Origin of the sequence: Mesorhizobium sp. CA6 (assembly GCF_020165035.1) — a bacterium.
Lineage (GTDB): Bacteria > Pseudomonadota > Alphaproteobacteria > Rhizobiales > Rhizobiaceae > Mesorhizobium.
The window spans coordinates 202,164-218,682 of the sequence record NZ_JAIUHI010000009.1; the positions used below are offsets into that span (position 1 = coordinate 202,164).

Genomic DNA, 16,519 nt, shown 5'->3' on the forward strand with positions numbered 1-16,519 from the left:
GGATCGGGCGGAGAGACCCCGCACGCCCTCGATACGCGCCCATAGCGGCAAGTTCGTCTTGCCTGGCGCACATTGCCCTTCGCCCCGCCGCGGGTCGGGGCCGATAAATCATTTCCAACAGGAGGCTGCCCGATGTATCGGCTTGTGCTTTCGGCAATCATCATATTGACAGGCGCTGTCCTTGTCCTCGGAGGCCTCTGGTTGGCTGCCCTGGGCGGTAGCTGGTTCTACGTCGTGCTGGGTGCGATGCTCGCCGCATCCGGGGCGTTGATCGCCATGCGCAGACCGGCTGGAGCGGGCCTTTACGCGGTTACCATCCTGGTCACGCTGTGTTGGGCCTTATGGGAAGTCGGCTTGAACTGGTGGGCGCTAGCACCGCGGGGCGGGCTGTTGCTCGTTCTCGGTATCCTCGTGCTCCTGCCGGCCATCGTAAACGCGTTCAATGGGCGCTATCGGATCACGGCCGGGTTTGACGCAAACAATGCAGCGCTGGCCGCGGTCATCGTGTTGGCGGCGGCTGTCGGCATCTATTCGATGTTTCAGGATCCAGACGACGTTTCCGGCACATTCAATCAGGAACGCATGGCGGCAGCGGCGGCGGCAACGGACGGGGGAATTCCGCCCGGACAATGGGTTGCCTATGGCCGCACCTCAATGGGCCAGCGCTTCTCGCCGCTCGCTCAAATCACGCCGGCGAACGTCGACAAGCTAAAAGTCGCGTGGACCTACAAGACCGGACAGATCCGTGACCAGAACGATCCCCAGGAAACGACCTATGAGGTCACTCCGCTTATGGTCAACGGCACGGTGTATATTTGCACTCCGTTCAGCACGGTGATAGCCCTCGATCCCGAGACGGGCAAAGAGAAATGGCGGTTCGACCCGAAGCTCAAGCAGCCGCCTCGGGACACCACCCAGCATATGACCTGCCGAGGCGTGGCCTACCAGGAGGCCACACCGGCCGACCTGCCGCCGGAAGTCTCTCTCGCACCTGACTCGGCCGCGGCCGGCGCACAGGCTGCAGCCGATCTCCAACAGAGCGTCGACGAGGTGACGACCCAGGCCGCTGGCGTACCGCAGAATGTGGTGACCGGACACGCGCAAGCTGGAGCTCCCAATCCGGCGGTCAACCGCGAGCAGCCCCCGGCTCACGTGACCCTGAGCGCCGACTGCATGAGGCGACTTTTCGTCCCCACGTCGGATGGCCGGCTGATCTCGATCAGCGCCGACACCGGCAAGCTTTGTCCCGGTTTCGGCGGTTCAGACGGCACGGTCAACCTGTGGGCCAACATGCCCAACGTGACGCCCGGCTCGTTCTATTCGACGTCTCCTCCAGTTGTCGCTGGGAATCTGATCGTCGTCACGGGCGCCGTCAACGACAACGTGGCGACGACCTCACCGTCAGGCGTGATCCGGGCCTTCAACGCCTATACGGGGGCACTGGTTTGGAACTTCGACAGCAAGAACCCGGATGCGACCGCTCCAATTCCCAACGGCCAGACCTATTCCCACAATGCCCCAAATTCGTGGAGTGTCGCCAGCTACGACCCCAAGCTCGGGCTGATCTATTTTCCAATGGGGAACGAGTCGCCCGATCAGTTCGGCGCCAACCGCGAGTCGAACACCGAGCGGTTTTCGTCGTCGATCGTGGCGCTGCGTGCGGACACGGGACGGGTGGCGTGGGTCTTCCAGACCGTTCATCACGACCTATGGGACTACGACGTGCCGGCTCAGCCGAGTCTGGTTGATCTGACGATCAACGGGCGAGAGGTCCCGGCTCTGGTGGCTCCCACGAAGCAGGGAGAGCTGTTCGTCCTGAACCGCCTTACCGGCGAACCCGTTTTGCCGGTCAAGGAGGAGCCTGCGCCGCAGGGCGCTGTCGGCGGCGATCATACAGCGCCAACACAGCCGCACTCCGCGGTGTCGTTCAGGCCAAAACCACTTACCGGAGCCGACATGTGGGGCGCCACCCCCATAGACCAGCTTTACTGCCGCATTCGCTTGCATCAACTCCGTTACGACGGTGCGTTCACCCCGCCTTCGCTCGGCGGCAGCATTGTCTATCCGGGCAACTTCGGTGTCTTCAACTGGGGCGCCATTGCCGTCGATCCACAACGCGACATTGCCTTCGCCATGCCGGTCTATCTGGCTTTCACCTCGCAGTTGCTGCCCCGGCCAGACGACACTACCCGCGTCGTCAGCAAGAAGGGCGCGCCGGTGTTCAATGAAAACTTCGGCGCTCCGTTCGCTGCCAAAATGGGCCCGTTCTACTCCTTCCTCAATCTACCGTGCCAGCGGCCACCGTGGGGGTATGTCGCTGGCGTGGATTTAAGAACGGGCGAGACGGTATACCGCCATGTCAACGGCACCGTTCGCGACCTCTCTCCTGTCCCGCTGCCGTTCAAGATGGGAGTGCCAGGCATTGGCGGCCCCATTGTCACCGCGGGCGGTGTCGCCTTCTTGAGCGGCACCATGGACAACTACGTTCGAGGCTATGATCTTCGCACAGGCCGAGAGATTTGGCGCGATCGCCTGCCGGCGGGTGGGCAGGCCACGCCGTCCACGTATCAAGCTGCGGATGGCCGCCAGTATCTGGTCGTGGTCGCGGGCGGTCATGGGTCGACTGGCACAAAGGCAGGCGATTCGATCATTGCCTACGCGCTGCCACGTTGACTGCTGCCCTTTCGGGCGTAAAGCGCGCTCCGAGCGACGTCCAGGCTCTGCGGTCGCCTGGGCGCATCCTCGGGCGCCGACTAGCCGGAGTCCGACGAGCTCGCGATTTGAGCGTTGAATAAGCCTTCTTCGTGCGATCCACCGAATGCCACTTCAACCTCTCGCTCGACGACCCCGCCCCAACAGGAGGAATAGGCCTGGCGGCTGGCCGGCATCCTCTCCGAACCGAGTTCAGGCGCATAGGCGCGCACCTGTTCCAGCAGCGCCTGCCAGGGCAGCCAGCCAATAATCCAAACCGGATTTGCATGAGGGCGGCTCAAGCAGAGGCAAGGAAACCGTCCCACGCCGCGAAATCGGGCCTCACGCACGTCGTCTTGAAGTGCCGCCTTCGCGTCGCGCCCGGCGAATTCATTCACGAAGCGGGCGTGATCGAACTGGTCGCGGGGCGAGCTTTGGCAAGCTCACGGGCAAGCTCGACCAGCACTTTGTCGCGCGCTACATTGCGCCCCTCGAGCATCAGTGCTCGCCGGACCTGACGCAGATAAAGATCGCCGGCGGCGGGCGACTGCAGCCCTATGGCCTTGACCGCAACGCAGGCAGGCCACGATGAGGCAGGTGGGTCTTTCACCCAGATCATCGGCTCGACGGGCATTCCAGTAACCGCGCTGGCCTGGATGCATAGCGGCGCCATCCTGTCGTGCGACGAGCGACCCGGTGCAACTTCGCGCGGAACTCTTCGGGAAACATCAGGACGAATGCAGCTTCGACGAGCGACGTGAACGCGCTACGAGCTGGTGAAGGATGTGAACAGAGCACGGGTTGCGACGCAAGACCCAAGCGACACCGGTGGCATCAGGCGGGCAGTCATCGATGAATTTGCCCCCGATGCCGCTCGGAGTTTCTGGTTGTGCGACAGGAGTCGCACAAACAGATGCAACAGCGGGAGCGCCGGATTGGCGCTCCCGCTGGACTGTCAGTCGAGCACTTTGACGATCGTGTGGGTTTCGGGATCAACGACCACGGTCCGATTGTCGATCACGGTGTATTCGTACTTCACGTTCGGCACTTTATGGAGTTCAACCTTTTCCGGCAGCGTGCTCCCGACTTTCAGTTCAACCCCCGGCAACTTGATGGAAGCCAGCGGTTCTTTCTTCACGTATTCGCGGATGGTCGTTTCCTGTTCCGGGGCCAGAACCACCGTATCCGCGATTGCGACGCTAATGCCCGACAAGAGCAACAGGCCGGCAACAGAGTTGGTGATCAACGTCTTCATTTCAATTCTCCTTCGTATGTGCCCCTTCTTCAACGCTGTCGGATGCAGCGGAACCGCCGACGGGCCTCTCGGCAATCCATGAATCAATGAGCTTGTCGCACCCATGTTTCGGCACAAAAAAGTGAAGGGCCCAATGCGCTTGTGCGTGAGACTTAGGTCCCAGCTTGACGCGGCGAATGCCGGCAACCAAACGTCAGGGAACGCCAGCACGTTCGCGCACAGTGACGGCGTTGGACTGACTCGTTCCGGCGATAACCTGGGCGTCCTATTGCCGCCCTCTCGGATCAGGTCTGCATCGGGTTTTATTGTCGGTGAGGACAAGGCAACAGCGCCAAATATCCTCCCGATGCGGAACGACGTTGAACGCCGCTTTCACCCGCGCTCATAGCGCAGTAAAATTTGACGGCCCAGCGGTCAGGGCTAGGGACCAGGACAGCAACCGCTGGGCCGGACGGGAGCCTGCTCCTCCCGATGGCGAGCTCTGAAAATTCCGCAGCTTCAGAACTCGCCGCCGCTCCCTGTCTCCAAAGGTGGTCTCGCCACGTTGTGTTCGCCCTCGTTGCACCATTTACTGGACTCGGCCGGAAACTATTCCAGACGGATGATCATTTCCTTAGCGTTTGTCGGGCGGGCGCGGTGTAGACATGGTGGCAAGTCATCACTGCCCAGCGGATGGCACTCGGGAGCGGAAACTCACGTCGACACAAGCCGATACACCCGCTTCTTCGTAGCTTTTCATAGATGTCCGTACCGCGTGTGTTATGCCGCCGGCTCGTCCGACCAGGGCGAACATGATCCAGCCTCAGAGCGCTGATCTGCGGAACTGCGGCCCATAGATGCGTCGACGTTCTCGGGAGGCCACACGTGCGACGATGCGGTCCAGGCCAGAACCAAAATTCCCATGCGGCTTTCTGCCGTTACCAGGGCCGTTCAAGCAGAGGGATCGGGGCAAGATTGATCGGCTGGTACTGCGCCAGTGTTCCTAGTCCCGCGGAGTCGCTCAAAACAATCAGCCGCGCGTTGCTGCTGATCAGCCGTTCGGCTCGCAGCTGCTGCATGACGCGGTTCAGATGCGGCACGCTCAGCCCGAGGGCGTCTGCCATGACTTGCTGGGAGAAGGGCAGATCAAAGCTCGTCTCCTGCGCCAGACCCACCTCGAAAAGACGCGCATGAACCTCAAGCAAAAGGTGAGCCAGCCGCTCTATCGGTGTGCGCCTGCCGAGATTGACGATGTGCTCTGCATAGCTCGCCGCCTCTTGTGCTGCCAGCCAGCTGAGCACCAGGCCAAATTGCGGCTGTTCGTAGCAGAGACGGGTGTAGCGATCGATCCCACACACGGTGTACGTCAGATCCGTCAGCGCCTCGACGGCATAGGTTGACCGATCGAAAAAGCTCACCGGAAAGCCGATGACATCCCCGGGCAGGATGAGCTTGAGAATCTGGCGCTTGCCGCTCCGGAGCAGCCTGTAGCGTATGGCGTAGCCATCTTGGACAAAGCACAGGCTTCGAAACGGGGAACCTTGGATGATGAGTTCTTGCCGTTTCTTGACACAAACGTCGCGTTCGAAAATCGCTTCAAGCGCTGCGACGTCGGCCGCGTTCAGTTTCATGACGCGGGTCAGTCTGGTCTTGATCGCGTGACCGTTCAGCGGCATGCAGCGTCCGATGTCGAAGGTCGTTGCCCACCGCATCATGCGGCGACTTGTTAATCTAGATCATTAATCGAAATCATCCAACGAAAGTTGCATTGACCGGACCGCCAGCGCGGCTGCGAATGGCCTTTGGATCCGACCTGTTTCCTTGTCGGTTGGACGAAGCGGGGCTAGCAGGAAAGCCCCAGAGGCTTTTAGCCTAGGGAGGAAAATCCAATGCCATTCAACGACGACAAACGAGCCGGCCTGTCTCGCCGCACTTTGCTGCACGCCGGTGCTGGCCTTGCGGGCAGCATGATGCTGCCTGTCTCGCTCATCAGCCCGGCCTCTGCCGCCGGGGATCAGCCGGCGCTGGGCACATGGCCGGTCGGCTCGCAAGGCGATACGGTCTATATAGGTGCTACTGTGCCGCGCACCGGCGCCTACGCCGTGCAGGGCGAGGACGAGCTCAAGGGCATGCAACTGGCCGTCGAGCACATCAATGAAGGGAACGACCTGCTCAAGCAGATCGCGCCGAAGACCGACAAGGGCGTTCTCGGCAAGAAGGTGGCCCTGGTCGTTGCCGATTCGGCCGCCAAGCCGAACAATGCGGTGCAGTCGCAGCAGACCTTCATCAACGACAACAAGATCATCGCCATGACGGGATCTACCTCTTCGGCCGTCGCGGTTGCACTCAACAAGTTCGCTCAGCGTGAGAAGATCCTATATCTGGTGGCAATCTCCGGCTCCAACGACACCACCGGCAAGGACTGCGCGCGCTATTCGTTCCGCCAGTGCGTCTATGGAGAGACCTGCGCCAATGCGATCGGCCCGGTGCTGGTCAAGAATTTCGGCAAGGGCAAGAAGGCGGCCTTTATGACGCCTGACTATACCTACGGCCACACCGTGACGAAGTCGGTCAATGACTATCTTACCTCCCAGGGCGGTTGGGAGATGGTCACCAACCAGATTTCGCCGCTCGGAACGCAGGACTTCAGCCAGTATCTCACCAACATCGCCAATTCCGGCGCTGAGTTCATCGTCAACGTCAACTGGGGCCGCGATGCCGTGCTTTCGGTGCAGCAGGCAAAGCAGTTCGGCCTGACGCCAACCATGAAGATGGTGATCCCCTACCAAATTCCGTTTCTGGCAAAGGAAGTCGGCCCGGACCTGACCGAGGGGGTCTTCGCCGCCACGGACTTCTGGTGGACGATGGAGGACAAATATCCGCTTGCGAAAGCCTTCGTCGACGCCTTCCAGAAGAAATACGATTACCGGCCCGAATGGGGTGCTGAGAACGCCTACATGCAATTCGCCATCTGGGCGCGGATGGTTTCTGAAGCCGGCACTTTCTATCCGCCGGACGTCATCAAGCAGTATGAAAAGGGCGAGACTTTCCCCTCGATGGTCGGAGACGTCAAATTTCGACCCGAGGACCACCAGCTCATCCGTCCCGTCGTCATCGTCCGCGGCAAGGCTGCCAAGGATATGAAGAACGCGGAAGACTTCTGGGATGTCGTGGAGATCGTGCCTGGCGAAGGGTTGATGCAGAAGCCGGATGCGTTTGGCTGCCAGCTCGGTGACTACACCTGACGCTCACGACAATCCTCTGCGCATCGCCGGCGCCGACAAGGATCGTGGCTGCGTCGCCAGCTCAAAAGTGCGCGAAGCAATTTCTTCGCGCATTGACTCTGGCCGAGCGACAGTCAGCGATGCGACAGGCAATTCGTCAACCTCACTTCGGGCGGCAGCGTGATCAATTGGGCTAATTTCCTATCGCAATGCTTCAACGGTCTGGTGCTTGGCGGGCTGCTGGCACTGATCTCGTCCGGCCTGACGATCATCTACGGCACCCTCGGCGTCCTGAACCTGGCGCATGGCGCCATGTTCATGCTCGGCGGCTATGCCGGCTGGGTGGCCTATGATTACACGGGCTCTTTCATCGTCGCGCTGATCGCCGGCTCGCTGTTCGTCATGCTGGTCGGCGTGCTGATGGAGCGGCTGATCATTCGCCATTTCTACACGCGTCCGCAGGAGGATCAGATCCTGGTTACCTTCGGTCTCGGCATCGTCTTCGTCGAGGCGGTGCGCTTCTTCTTCGGCAGCCTGTCCAAGACGGTGCCGCCGCCGGCGCTGTTCCAGGGCATCACCAATTTGGGCTTCATGGTTTATCCGACCTATCGCCTCGCCTCGCTCGGCATTGTCACGGTCGCGCTGCTGGCGCTCTACCTGGTCCTCTACCGCACCCGCCTCGGCATGATCGTGCGTGCCGGCATAGAGGACTCCGTCATGGTCGGATCGCTGGGGATCGACGTCTACAAGGTGTTCATGCTGGTGTTCGGCATTGGCGCCATGGCGGCTGGCTTCGCCGGCATCGTCAATGCGCCGGTGGTGTCGATCGCGCCGGACGTGGGCGAGGCAATCCTGGTACAGACCTTCGTCGTGGTTGTCATCGGAGGTGTCGGATCGTTCCCGGGCGCGGTGCTGGGCGGCATCATCGCCGGCGAGATCATCTCCATCACCTCGATGTTCAACCCTGGCTATGCGTATGTCATGCTTTTCGTGGCGATGACCCTCGTGCTGGTATGGCGTCCTTACGGATTGCTTGGCGCGGCAGGGCGCGAGTGAACGCGGTCCGCTTATGAACCAGAAGCATCCCTTTCTCGTCGAGGTGCTGACGGCGATCGCGTTGATCGCCGCACCCTTCATCCTGCCGGACCTCGGCTTCGCGCCGACAACCATCAACCGCATCCTGATCTGGGGGCTGTTCGGGCTCGGGTTCGACATCCTTTTCGGCTACACTGGCCTGCTTTCCTTCGGTCAGTCCGCCTTCTTCGGTACCGGCGGCATGTTCGCTGCCTATCTGTTGACCGAACTGGATTTTCCTTATGTCATGGGCGCGATCATCTTAGGCGCCATCATCGCCGGCCTGGTCGGCTACCTTGTTGGGCTTGTCGCGCTCAGGCGGACAGGCATCTATTTCGCCATGATCACTGTGGCGATTTCGGAAGTTTTCTTTTTCGTGGAATTCAACCCGCTGTCTCGCTACACCGGAGGCGAGAACGGCCTGCCGGGCGTGCCGACGCCGAGCGTGTTTCTTGGGTTCACCACGCTGACGTTCCATTCCGACAGGGCCATGTACGTTTTCCTGGCGTTCTGGTATTTCGTCGGCCTGGTGGCAGCGCTTCGCATCGTGCGCTCGCCGGTTGGGGCGATCCTTTCTGCCATCCGCGACAATCCGCTGCGCGCGGCGGCACTCGGCCACAATATCCACGCCTATAAGCACACTGCCTTCGTGGCAGCCGCGATCTACGCCGGCTTCGCCGGCGGCCTGCTTGGCGTCATGCAGGGGTTCATGCCGCCGGACGCTTTCATGTTCGACACTTCCGGCCAACTCGTCATGCAAACTGCAATAGGCGGAGCCGGGTCGTTGTTCGGGCCGCTGATCGGCGCGACGGTGTGGCTTTTCCTCAGCGATTTTTTCCAGAACACACTGCACTTGGGCGCGACATGGAAGCTGGTTCTCGGCATCGTGTTCGTGCTGCTGGTCGTTTTTCTGAGGCGCGGCATCGTCGGCGCCATTGCGGATCTCTACCGCATGGCTAAAGGCGCAAGGAAAACGACGGAACCGGCCGAGAAGCCAATGGCCGCCCCGGTGATCACGCCGGTTGCCACCGAGGCGATGCTGCCGCCAGCGCGTCCGACGCACCGCGCTTCCAGCCCTATCCTTCGGGCTACGGGTTTAAGCAAGCGCTACGGTGGTCTGATGGCCAATAGCGATATCGATTTCACGGTCAATCATGGGGAAATCCGCGGTATCATCGGCCCCAACGGCGCCGGTAAAAGCACGTTCTTCAAGATGCTTACCTGCGAGGTCCCGCCAAGCTCGGGCAAGATCATGTTCGAGGATCGTGACATTACCGGCATGAGCGTGACGGACGTCTGCCAACTCGGACTGACCAAAAGCTATCAGATCAACCAGCTCTTCGATCGGCTGACGGTCGGTCAAAACCTCACGATTGCTGCACTCGGCGAAATCCGAGGCAAATTCAGACTGGACCTTTTCCGCAACATCCACAAAATCCCTGGCGTTGCCGAGCAGGTGGAGCGCACGCTGGCTCTGGTGAGCCTGATGCACCGCCTGGACACGCCGGTTTCGGATCTCGCCTATGGCGAGAAGCGGCGGCTGGAAATCGGGCTAGCGCTCGCGACCTCGCCGAGCCTGCTGTTGCTGGACGAGCCGCTTGCCGGCATGAGCCCGAGCGAACGCATCGAGACGGTGGCGCTGTTGAAGTCGATCGCGCGCGGCCGCACGATGATCATCATCGATCATGACGTAGATTCCCTGTTCGAACTGGTCGAAACGGTCACTGTTCTGCAAGAGGGCCGCGTGCTCGTTCATGGCACGCCGCAGGAGATCAAGTTCAATCCCCAGGTTCAGGAAGCCTATCTCGGCGGCGTCCACGGAGAGATGGCATGAGCCTTCTCGAAGTCAAAGGACTGAATAGCTATTATGGGGACAGCCATATTCTGTTCGACGTATCGCTACGCGTGGAGAAGAACGAGGTTGTCGCGCTTCTCGGCCGCAACGGCGCCGGCAAGTCCACGACCCTCAAGAGTCTGATGGGTATCGTCGCGCCGCGCTCAGGCAGCGTCACGCTCGGCGGCGAGGAACTGGCGGGCAAAACGGCGCACAGCATCGCCCGGCTCGGTATGCAGCTGGTGCCCGAGGAGCGGCGCATTTTCGGCAGCCTGAATGTCGAGGAGAACCTGATCCTCGCCGGACTGACAGCTGAGAACAGATGGCCCCTCGACAGGATTTACGAGATGTTTCCGCGTCTGAAAGAGCGGAGCGCCAGCCGCGGAACCGACCTCTCCGGCGGCGAACAGCAGATGCTGGCGATCGCCCGCGCACTCGTACGTGACCCGAAGATCATACTGCTGGACGAGCCGTTCGAAGGGCTTGCGCCGGTCATTGTCCAGGATCTCGTGAAAGCCTGTCGAGAACTCGCCGAGGCCGGGCGGACCATGGTCCTGGTGGAACAGAATCTTGCCGCAACGCTGGCGCTTGCACAGCGCGTTTACATCATCAACAACGGGCACATCGCCCAGGAATGGACGGCAGCCGAGGTCAAGGCCAGGCCCGAACTCCTGCAACGCTATCTCGGGGTTTGATGGGAGCTGTCCGCGCAAGTAGCGGAAAACTAATTCGCTCGCAGGTCGCGTAACGCGAGTTTGACAACCAGGCCCGAGCTTTTGCCGTGGTGTTCTTTGGAGAAGCAGGCCAGCTGTCTATCCACAGGCCTGGACCAATCCGATGAGAGCGGAAATTCTCCTTCCTGCTGTAATTCCATTCAATAGTCCCGAACGTCGACGAGACGGCTGCCTCGGACAGTAGCCATCACGAGCCGGCCGTTCGGATGGTATTTCGGTAATGCCGCCGCCTGATTTTCTATGGTTGCACCATCAATTCCGCATAACGCACCCCCGAGCAACCAATTCTGACCAATCCTGTCGCCCACAACGGCAATGTAGTCCCCGTCGGCCGGGTAACCCATCAAGCCTATCTGCTCATATTCTTCCAATTCGCGCATGTGCGTTTACATCTCTCCGAAGGACATCGATTTCAAATCTATGGCTGGCAAGATCCCGCGCGTGTCGTGGGCGACCCGGCACCACCCCAACGGGTGCCGGGCCGCAAGGAAGTGCCCGCGCGGTCGCACTTCCTCGAACACATGCCTGATGGATCATCGAGAGCTGCTCGACCGAGGCATCGACGACTCGTTGGCGCAAGCCACGAGCGCAAGTTGTCGCGTGGCTCCGGCTTGTTGCCGGGCTTGAGACAACCATACGGCTCTATGCTCCTGAGCAAGACCTCTCATGGCGGAGCGCGCCGCGGGGGTGATTTCGTAGGCGCCGCAAAAGGCGCATTGGAACTCTGCCTGCCGGTGCGCCAGATGGGCTTCCAGGGCGGCTCCCTCACAAATCGGGCAGGTTGATGGATAATATTTACGGCCTTTGTCAAACGGCAAAACGTTCATTCGCGGGCACCGCATTTTTTTGGCATTAAGTTCTGTCGTACACTTGCGCACCCTCTAGCGGCCCAGCGGTTGCATGGAGACAACAACCGCTGGGCTGACGGGAGCGTCGTTCCGAACGCAAAGCGCTCGCCGTCATGACTCGGTCCGTTACCCCCGGTACCTCCTCCGACAGGCATGCTGGGTTGCCGGATAGGCCGAAGGTTCGCCCTTGCTGTTCGACTTACCAGGCAGGCGGGCGAACTATTCCCGGCCTGACGACATTTTCTTGAAAATCTTTTGCAAGGAGAGCGCCGGGCCTGATCGCAGACGCCGAGGCCGACATGAAGGCCTGGACGGCTTCCGGGCCGGCGAATAGCGAACGGTACCTTCCGGCACAGCGATGTTGCGGAGTCTCACATAATCGCGGCGGCATGGAATAGTTTCGGATCGACCTCGGTATATGCAGCAATGAGGTGAAGTTTGTCCGTGCTCGCCACTTTGTGCAATTTTCAGGTGCTCAGGCATAGCGTTTCTGGCGCTGCAATGTGGGACACGAGCCCACGAGGATCTCCATCGACGCGCTCGAGACCGAAAGTTCTGCCACTCGGACCCGGCATCCCCCTGCCCCGCCTCTTGATCTGGGTCGCCCCCGCCAAGAAGACCTCACCATGTCGGTCGCTAGGCCGATCGCCACATGATCAGCGTCCACCCGGGCGCTGGAAAGCAACCTGAAACACAGGCATCTCAAAGGGAGGAAACTATGGAACAACCGCTTTCACAACGCTTCGACGCTTACCGACCGTCCAAGACCCTGTGGTTCTGGACGGTCGTATGTGCCGTTGTGCTGACGATGATCGTAGGCTTCACGGCCGGAGGCTGGACGACGGCTGGAACGGCAGCCGAGATGGCCAAGACATCCGCCCTCAAGGCAAAGGCCGAGCTGGCAGCTAATCTCTGCGTCCAGAAATTCATTACAGCCTCCGATGCCAGCGACAACCTCGCCAAGCTGAAGGAAACCTCTTCTTATCAGCGAGACAGCTTCATCAGCGACGGCGGATGGGTGAAACTGGCGGGGATAAAGAGCGATGTGCCGGGTGCGGCGGATCTGTGTGCCGATAAACTGTCAGCGATGGACACGATCCCGACGAACGGCGTGGCTCAGGAGAACACCAAGAGCTGATTGCTTTGATTTCGCCCGGCGAACGGTGTGTCGCCGGGCGCAACTCGCGACGGAGGCGCAGCCATGTATGAAGCGTGGTTTTCAAGGCCCGTGCCAGTGGCCACCGGCGTGTCCGGCGAGATCAACAACCTTTCCAATGCCAGGCAGGCGGTCGACCTCCTTTCCAAGCACTGGCGAAGTGCGGGAAGCCCGAAGCATATGGCGGCGCTCAGGGCGTGCCGGCAAGCGATGAACGGTGGTATCGCGGCTGACGTCGCCAGGAACGCCTTGGTCGACGCGGCTTGAGAGGCCCATATGCTCGTCGAGTAAGTTGCGCGTCGCCATGGCAAAACGCGGAGCTCCGTTCGGCTTCCTGCCGGCCAGACGGCAAATTAGACCTCGCGGGCGGCTTGGTTTCGTCCGTGTCACCCTTGCTATTCTGTTGGTCGCAGCGTCGGCCAACGCCACGGGGGGCCGAGCAGAAGCTGGCTCGTTTCACCTGCCTCGTTTTGTCTCGCTAAAGGCTTCGTCCGCCAATCTGCGTGTTGGGCCGGGTTTGGGCTATAGTATCGAATGGGTCTTCAAGCGACGTGGCGTCCCCCTGGAGATCTATCAGGAGTACGGCAATTGGCGCCGGGTGAGAGATTGGGACGGAAGCTCCGGCTGGATCCATCACTCGCTCCTGTCAGGGCGCAGAACCGGCGTCGTCGCCCCATGGTCTAAGCAGCCGCTCGCCTTGTTCGCGAAGCCGGCGGCGGACAGCGCGATCGTTGCTTGGCTCGAGCCTCGCGTGGAAGTCAAGCTGACCCGGTGCGACGGACAATGGTGCGCGGTCGCCTCGGGTGCCTCAACAGGTTTCATGAAACAAACCGGCCTATGGGGCGTGTACCCGGGCGAAGTGCTCTAACCTGGTGCTCTGGATGGCCGACCGAACGGTGTTGATTTCAGGTGGAGGAATTGCCGGTCCGGCACTGGCCTTTTGGCTTGCAGCCGCCGGTTTCCGGCCGACGCTGATCGAACCGGCGCCCCAACTGCGCACAGGGGGCTATGTCATTGATTTTTGGGGTCTTGGCTATGACATCGCCTCGTGGATGGGCCTTGAGGCAGATATCAATCGCGAAGGATATCACGTGCGCGAAATGCGCATCGTGGGTGAGAACGGCAAGCGTGTCGCAGGCTTTGGCACAGACGTCTTCAGCGAGCTGACAAACGGCCGCTACGTGACCCTCGCACGCAGCGATCTCTCGCGATTGCTCTTCGAAAAGATCACAGACACCACCGAGGTCATTTTCCGCGATGAGATCGTCGGGCTCGAACAAAACTCGGACGGTGTTCGGGCGCAATTGAAACGTGGAGGCGAACGCGACTACTTTCTGGTAGTCGGCGCCGATGGCTTGCATTCAGGCGTTCGGCGGCTCGCGTTCGGGCCCCAGCACCAGTTTGAGAGGAAACTCGGCTACGCCGTCGCGGCGTTCGAGGTCGAGGGTTACCGGCCGCGCGATGAAGACATGTATTTGATGTACGGCCTGCCGGGGCGGATGCTCGGCCGTTTTACGCTGCATGGCAACCGCACCCTTTTCCTGTTCGTCTTCACTGTTGGTGAGAGTCCTCTGCCAAGGGCCCTGGACCTGCAAAAGGAAATGCTGCGCAACGAGTATGCCGACGGCGGATGGGAATGCCCTCGCATCCTGGAGGAACTGGGCCACACCGATGAGCTCTACTTCGACAGCGTCAGCCAGATCGCGATGAGCAGATGGTCCAAAGGTCGCGTAGTGTTGACCGGCGATGCCGCATTTTGCGTTTCCCTGCTGGCCGGACAGGGTTCGGTCCTGGCCATGATTTCCGCCTACGTCCGGCAGGGGAGCTCTTAAAGGCGGATGCTCGACATGAAGAGGCTTTCGGCAGCTACGAAGCGCTTCTACGGAACTACATACGAACCAAGCAGCAGGGAGCAGCGAGATTCGCCAGCGCCCTGAACGCGGCTCGGACTTTTGTTCCGCAATCTGGTGACAAATGCATTTATAATACCCGGCCTGGCGCGTCTGGTGATCGGAAAAGAAATTACTGACGCACTGCACCTCCCCGACTATCACTGGCGTTAGTCGGTCCTAGCTCTGCCAGCACCGAACGTCTCTCTTGGAAACGCCTCCCAAGCCGTTGCCTGGCGGTGGATCGGGCTGCAAGCCTCCACTTCTCGGAAGGCAGGTTGCCGCTGCTCTGGTCGGTGCCCGGCATGGGTAACTCACGCGGACGACTGCCTCCAAGAGCCCAGCTGCTGAGACGGCCATTTGATCCTCATTTCACTTCTTTGGTCCGCTAGTTCGGCTCGGCCGATTTGATCAGCGCCGTCCCTGTGTTCGGGCAGGTTTTCCCACGAGGACAGGCATGGCAGGCATCTCACGAAAATACCCCATGCTGCGGCGCTCGCGGGCAATGTGGACCTCGCGTCGCATCTGGCAACGCGGTTTGTCTTCTGGGCTGGAGCCATCTCGATCGGATTGATCAGCGTGCTGTTCGCGGCACTCGCAGATCAGGCACAGGGGCTGTTTCGTGCTCTTGTCGGCGGCGACGGCGCGGCTGGCGCTCTTACCTGCCGTTGGTGATGACGCCGCTCGGCTTCGTGCTCTGCGCCTGGTTGGCGCATGTATTCTTCCCGGGTTCGCAAGGCAGTGGTATCCCGCAGGCGATCGCCGCCCGGCACTTGCGCGACGAAAACGATCGCAGCCGGATCCTGTCGCTGCGGCTGGCAGCCGGCAAGATCGCGCTTACGGTGATAGGTCTGTTCTGCGGGGCCTCGATCGGACGAGAGGGGCCGACGGTACAGGTTGGCGCCTCGCTGATGCTGCAAGCTGCGCGCTGGGGTGGCATGGCACAGGCACGCGGCCTGATCCTTGCCGGATCGGCCGCCGGCATTGCCGCGGCCTTCAATACACCACTTGCAGGCATCGTGTTTGCCATCGAGGAGATGGGGCGGACCTACGAGGCGCGTACCAACGGACTGGTGCTTACCGCGGTGATACTCGCCGGCCTTGCCTCACTCGGCCTCGTTGGCAACTACACCTATTTCGGCGTCGCCAAGGACACGGTGGCATTCGGCGCCGACTGGCCGTTGGTGATCGCCTGCGGTGTCATAGGCGGCGGCTTCGGCTCCCTTTTTTCGCTGCTTGCGTTGACGGTCACACGCCGGATCCGGCGCTGGAATGCGCTGCAACCTCTCTGGCGAACACTGGTCGTGGCAGGTGTTTGCGGGCTTGCTGTGGCGGTAACAGGAATCGCATCGGGCGGACTCACCTTCGGCACCGGCTACATGCAGGCTCGCGTGGCTATCGAGGGAACCCCTTTGCCCGCCTTCTTCTTCCTGGAGAAATTCGCAGCCGGCGTCCTGTCGATGGTGTCCGGTATTCCGGGAGGCATCTTCGCGCCGTCGCTTGCGGTCGGAGCAGGGATCGGCAGCACACTCGGACTGGTTTTGGGCACCAGTACGGGCATCGCGGCCCTGCTCGGCATGGCTGGCTATTTCGCCGGCGTGGTGCAGGCGCCAATGACGGCTTTCGTCATCATCCTCGAAATGACCGGCAATCACGACAACGTCATTGCCCTGATGTGCGCGGCGATGTTGGGCTACGGCACGGCTCGCCTCGTCTCGCGCGAGCCGCTCTATCACGCGTTATCGCGCGTGTTCGTGGCCGAGGCGATCCGGAGGCGCAGGCTGGATGGTGCTGACGATGCAGTCAAACCTTAGCCGCCAGGGGCAATATAGTTG

13 protein-coding genes and 2 pseudogenes are annotated in these 16,519 nt (G+C 61.0%); 10 read left to right on the forward strand and 5 right to left on the reverse strand.

Annotation, left to right across the window (positions count from 1 at the left end; all coding sequences use genetic code 11):
- Window positions 1-132 precede the first annotated feature (132 nt).
- Window positions 133-2,673 carry a membrane-bound PQQ-dependent dehydrogenase, glucose/quinate/shikimate family gene (locus LB526_RS15995; RefSeq protein WP_224628366.1) on the forward strand — a complete coding sequence of 847 codons (2,541 nt, stop codon included), beginning with the start codon at window positions 133-135 and terminating at the stop codon, window positions 2,671-2,673.
- 80 nt (window positions 2,674-2,753) lie between these two features.
- Here the strand turns inward: LB526_RS15995 and LB526_RS29805 are convergent.
- The 4 genes and pseudogenes from LB526_RS29805 to LB526_RS16015 form a co-directional block, all read right to left on the reverse strand.
- Window positions 2,754-2,942, reverse strand: a pseudogene (locus tag LB526_RS29805) (hypothetical protein); the annotation flags it as partial.
- Between the two features lie 143 nt (window positions 2,943-3,085).
- Window positions 3,086-3,364, reverse strand: a complete 279-nt coding sequence (locus LB526_RS16005; protein WP_224628369.1) for a DsbA family protein — start codon at window positions 3,362-3,364, stop codon at window positions 3,086-3,088.
- Between the two features lie 282 nt (window positions 3,365-3,646).
- Window positions 3,647-3,946, reverse strand: a complete 300-nt coding sequence (locus tag LB526_RS16010; RefSeq protein WP_140845499.1) for a DUF1236 domain-containing protein — start codon at window positions 3,944-3,946, stop codon at window positions 3,647-3,649.
- 917 nt (window positions 3,947-4,863) lie between these two features.
- Window positions 4,864-5,640: a Crp/Fnr family transcriptional regulator gene (locus tag LB526_RS16015; RefSeq protein WP_224628371.1), complete on the reverse strand. Its 777-nt coding sequence runs from the start codon at window positions 5,638-5,640 to the stop codon at window positions 4,864-4,866.
- Between the two features lie 174 nt (window positions 5,641-5,814).
- Between LB526_RS16015 and LB526_RS16020 the strand changes: the two genes are divergently transcribed.
- The 4 genes from LB526_RS16020 to LB526_RS16035 all read left to right on the forward strand — a co-directional run bounded on the left by LB526_RS16020 (window position 5,815) and on the right by LB526_RS16035 (window position 10,752).
- Window positions 5,815-7,170 (forward strand): substrate-binding protein, encoded by a 1,356-nt coding sequence (locus LB526_RS16020; protein WP_224628373.1) that lies wholly within the window; start codon window positions 5,815-5,817, stop codon window positions 7,168-7,170.
- A gap of 159 nt (window positions 7,171-7,329) precedes the next feature.
- Window positions 7,330-8,205, forward strand: a complete 876-nt coding sequence (locus tag LB526_RS16025) for a branched-chain amino acid ABC transporter permease (protein ID WP_224628375.1) — start codon at window positions 7,330-7,332, stop codon at window positions 8,203-8,205.
- Window positions 8,206-8,218: 13 nt separating this feature from the next.
- Complete coding sequence (locus LB526_RS16030) at window positions 8,219-10,057, forward strand: ABC transporter permease subunit (RefSeq protein ID WP_224628377.1); 1,839 nt, start codon at window positions 8,219-8,221, stop codon at window positions 10,055-10,057.
- Entirely contained in the window at window positions 10,054-10,752 is a 699-nt protein-coding gene (locus LB526_RS16035; RefSeq protein ID WP_224628380.1) for an ABC transporter ATP-binding protein, read from the forward strand. Before LB526_RS16030 ends, LB526_RS16035 begins: the two co-directional genes overlap by 4 nt.
- Before the next feature lie 179 nt (window positions 10,753-10,931).
- Here LB526_RS16035 and LB526_RS16040 read toward each other — a convergent pair whose 3' ends face one another.
- A complete protein-coding gene (locus tag LB526_RS16040) occupies window positions 10,932-11,171 on the reverse strand; it encodes a hypothetical protein (protein WP_224628382.1) in 240 nt (79 codons plus the stop codon).
- Window positions 11,172-12,357: 1,186 nt separating this feature from the next.
- Here LB526_RS16040 and LB526_RS16045 point away from each other — a divergent pair.
- The 5 genes and pseudogenes from LB526_RS16045 (at window position 12,358) to LB526_RS16065 (ending at window position 16,498) form a co-directional block, all read left to right on the forward strand.
- Window positions 12,358-12,777 carry a hypothetical protein gene (locus LB526_RS16045; RefSeq protein WP_140845509.1) on the forward strand — a complete coding sequence of 140 codons (420 nt, stop codon included), beginning with the start codon at window positions 12,358-12,360 and terminating at the stop codon, window positions 12,775-12,777.
- A 63-nt stretch (window positions 12,778-12,840) separates the two neighbouring features.
- Complete coding sequence (locus tag LB526_RS16050) at window positions 12,841-13,062, forward strand: DUF982 domain-containing protein (RefSeq protein ID WP_224628384.1); 222 nt, start codon at window positions 12,841-12,843, stop codon at window positions 13,060-13,062.
- A 37-nt stretch (window positions 13,063-13,099) separates the two neighbouring features.
- A complete protein-coding gene (locus LB526_RS16055; protein WP_224628385.1) occupies window positions 13,100-13,663 on the forward strand; it encodes an SH3 domain-containing protein in 564 nt (187 codons plus the stop codon).
- A gap of 13 nt (window positions 13,664-13,676) precedes the next feature.
- Window positions 13,677-14,627 carry an FAD-dependent monooxygenase gene (locus LB526_RS16060; RefSeq protein WP_224628388.1) on the forward strand — a complete coding sequence of 317 codons (951 nt, stop codon included), beginning with the start codon at window positions 13,677-13,679 and terminating at the stop codon, window positions 14,625-14,627.
- Between the two features lie 514 nt (window positions 14,628-15,141).
- Window positions 15,142-16,498 (forward strand): annotated as a pseudogene (locus LB526_RS16065) (chloride channel protein).
- Window positions 16,499-16,519: the final 21 nt, after the last annotated feature.

What these genes read in the sequence shown, in the direction of transcription:
- LB526_RS16035 (WP_224628380.1), top strand. Translation starts at nt 10,054, where the DNA reads ATGAGCCTTCTCGAAGTCAAAGGACTGAATAGCTATTATGGGGACAGC.
- LB526_RS16040 (WP_224628382.1), bottom strand. Translation starts at nt 11,171, where the DNA reads ATGCGCGAATTGGAAGAATATGAGCAGATAGGCTTGATGGGTTACCCG.
- LB526_RS15995 (WP_224628366.1), top strand. Translation starts at nt 133, where the DNA reads ATGTATCGGCTTGTGCTTTCGGCAATCATCATATTGACAGGCGCTGTC.
- LB526_RS16050 (WP_224628384.1), top strand. Translation starts at nt 12,841, where the DNA reads ATGTATGAAGCGTGGTTTTCAAGGCCCGTGCCAGTGGCCACCGGCGTG.
- LB526_RS16020 (WP_224628373.1), top strand. Translation starts at nt 5,815, where the DNA reads ATGCCATTCAACGACGACAAACGAGCCGGCCTGTCTCGCCGCACTTTG.
- LB526_RS16010 (WP_140845499.1), bottom strand. Translation starts at nt 3,946, where the DNA reads ATGAAGACGTTGATCACCAACTCTGTTGCCGGCCTGTTGCTCTTGTCG.
- LB526_RS16045 (WP_140845509.1), top strand. Translation starts at nt 12,358, where the DNA reads ATGGAACAACCGCTTTCACAACGCTTCGACGCTTACCGACCGTCCAAG.
- LB526_RS16060 (WP_224628388.1), top strand. Translation starts at nt 13,677, where the DNA reads ATGGCCGACCGAACGGTGTTGATTTCAGGTGGAGGAATTGCCGGTCCG.
- LB526_RS16030 (WP_224628377.1), top strand. Translation starts at nt 8,219, where the DNA reads ATGAACCAGAAGCATCCCTTTCTCGTCGAGGTGCTGACGGCGATCGCG.
- LB526_RS16005 (WP_224628369.1), bottom strand. Translation starts at nt 3,364, where the DNA reads ATGGCGCCGCTATGCATCCAGGCCAGCGCGGTTACTGGAATGCCCGTC.
- LB526_RS16015 (WP_224628371.1), bottom strand. Translation starts at nt 5,640, where the DNA reads ATGATGCGGTGGGCAACGACCTTCGACATCGGACGCTGCATGCCGCTG.
- LB526_RS16055 (WP_224628385.1), top strand. Translation starts at nt 13,100, where the DNA reads ATGGCAAAACGCGGAGCTCCGTTCGGCTTCCTGCCGGCCAGACGGCAA.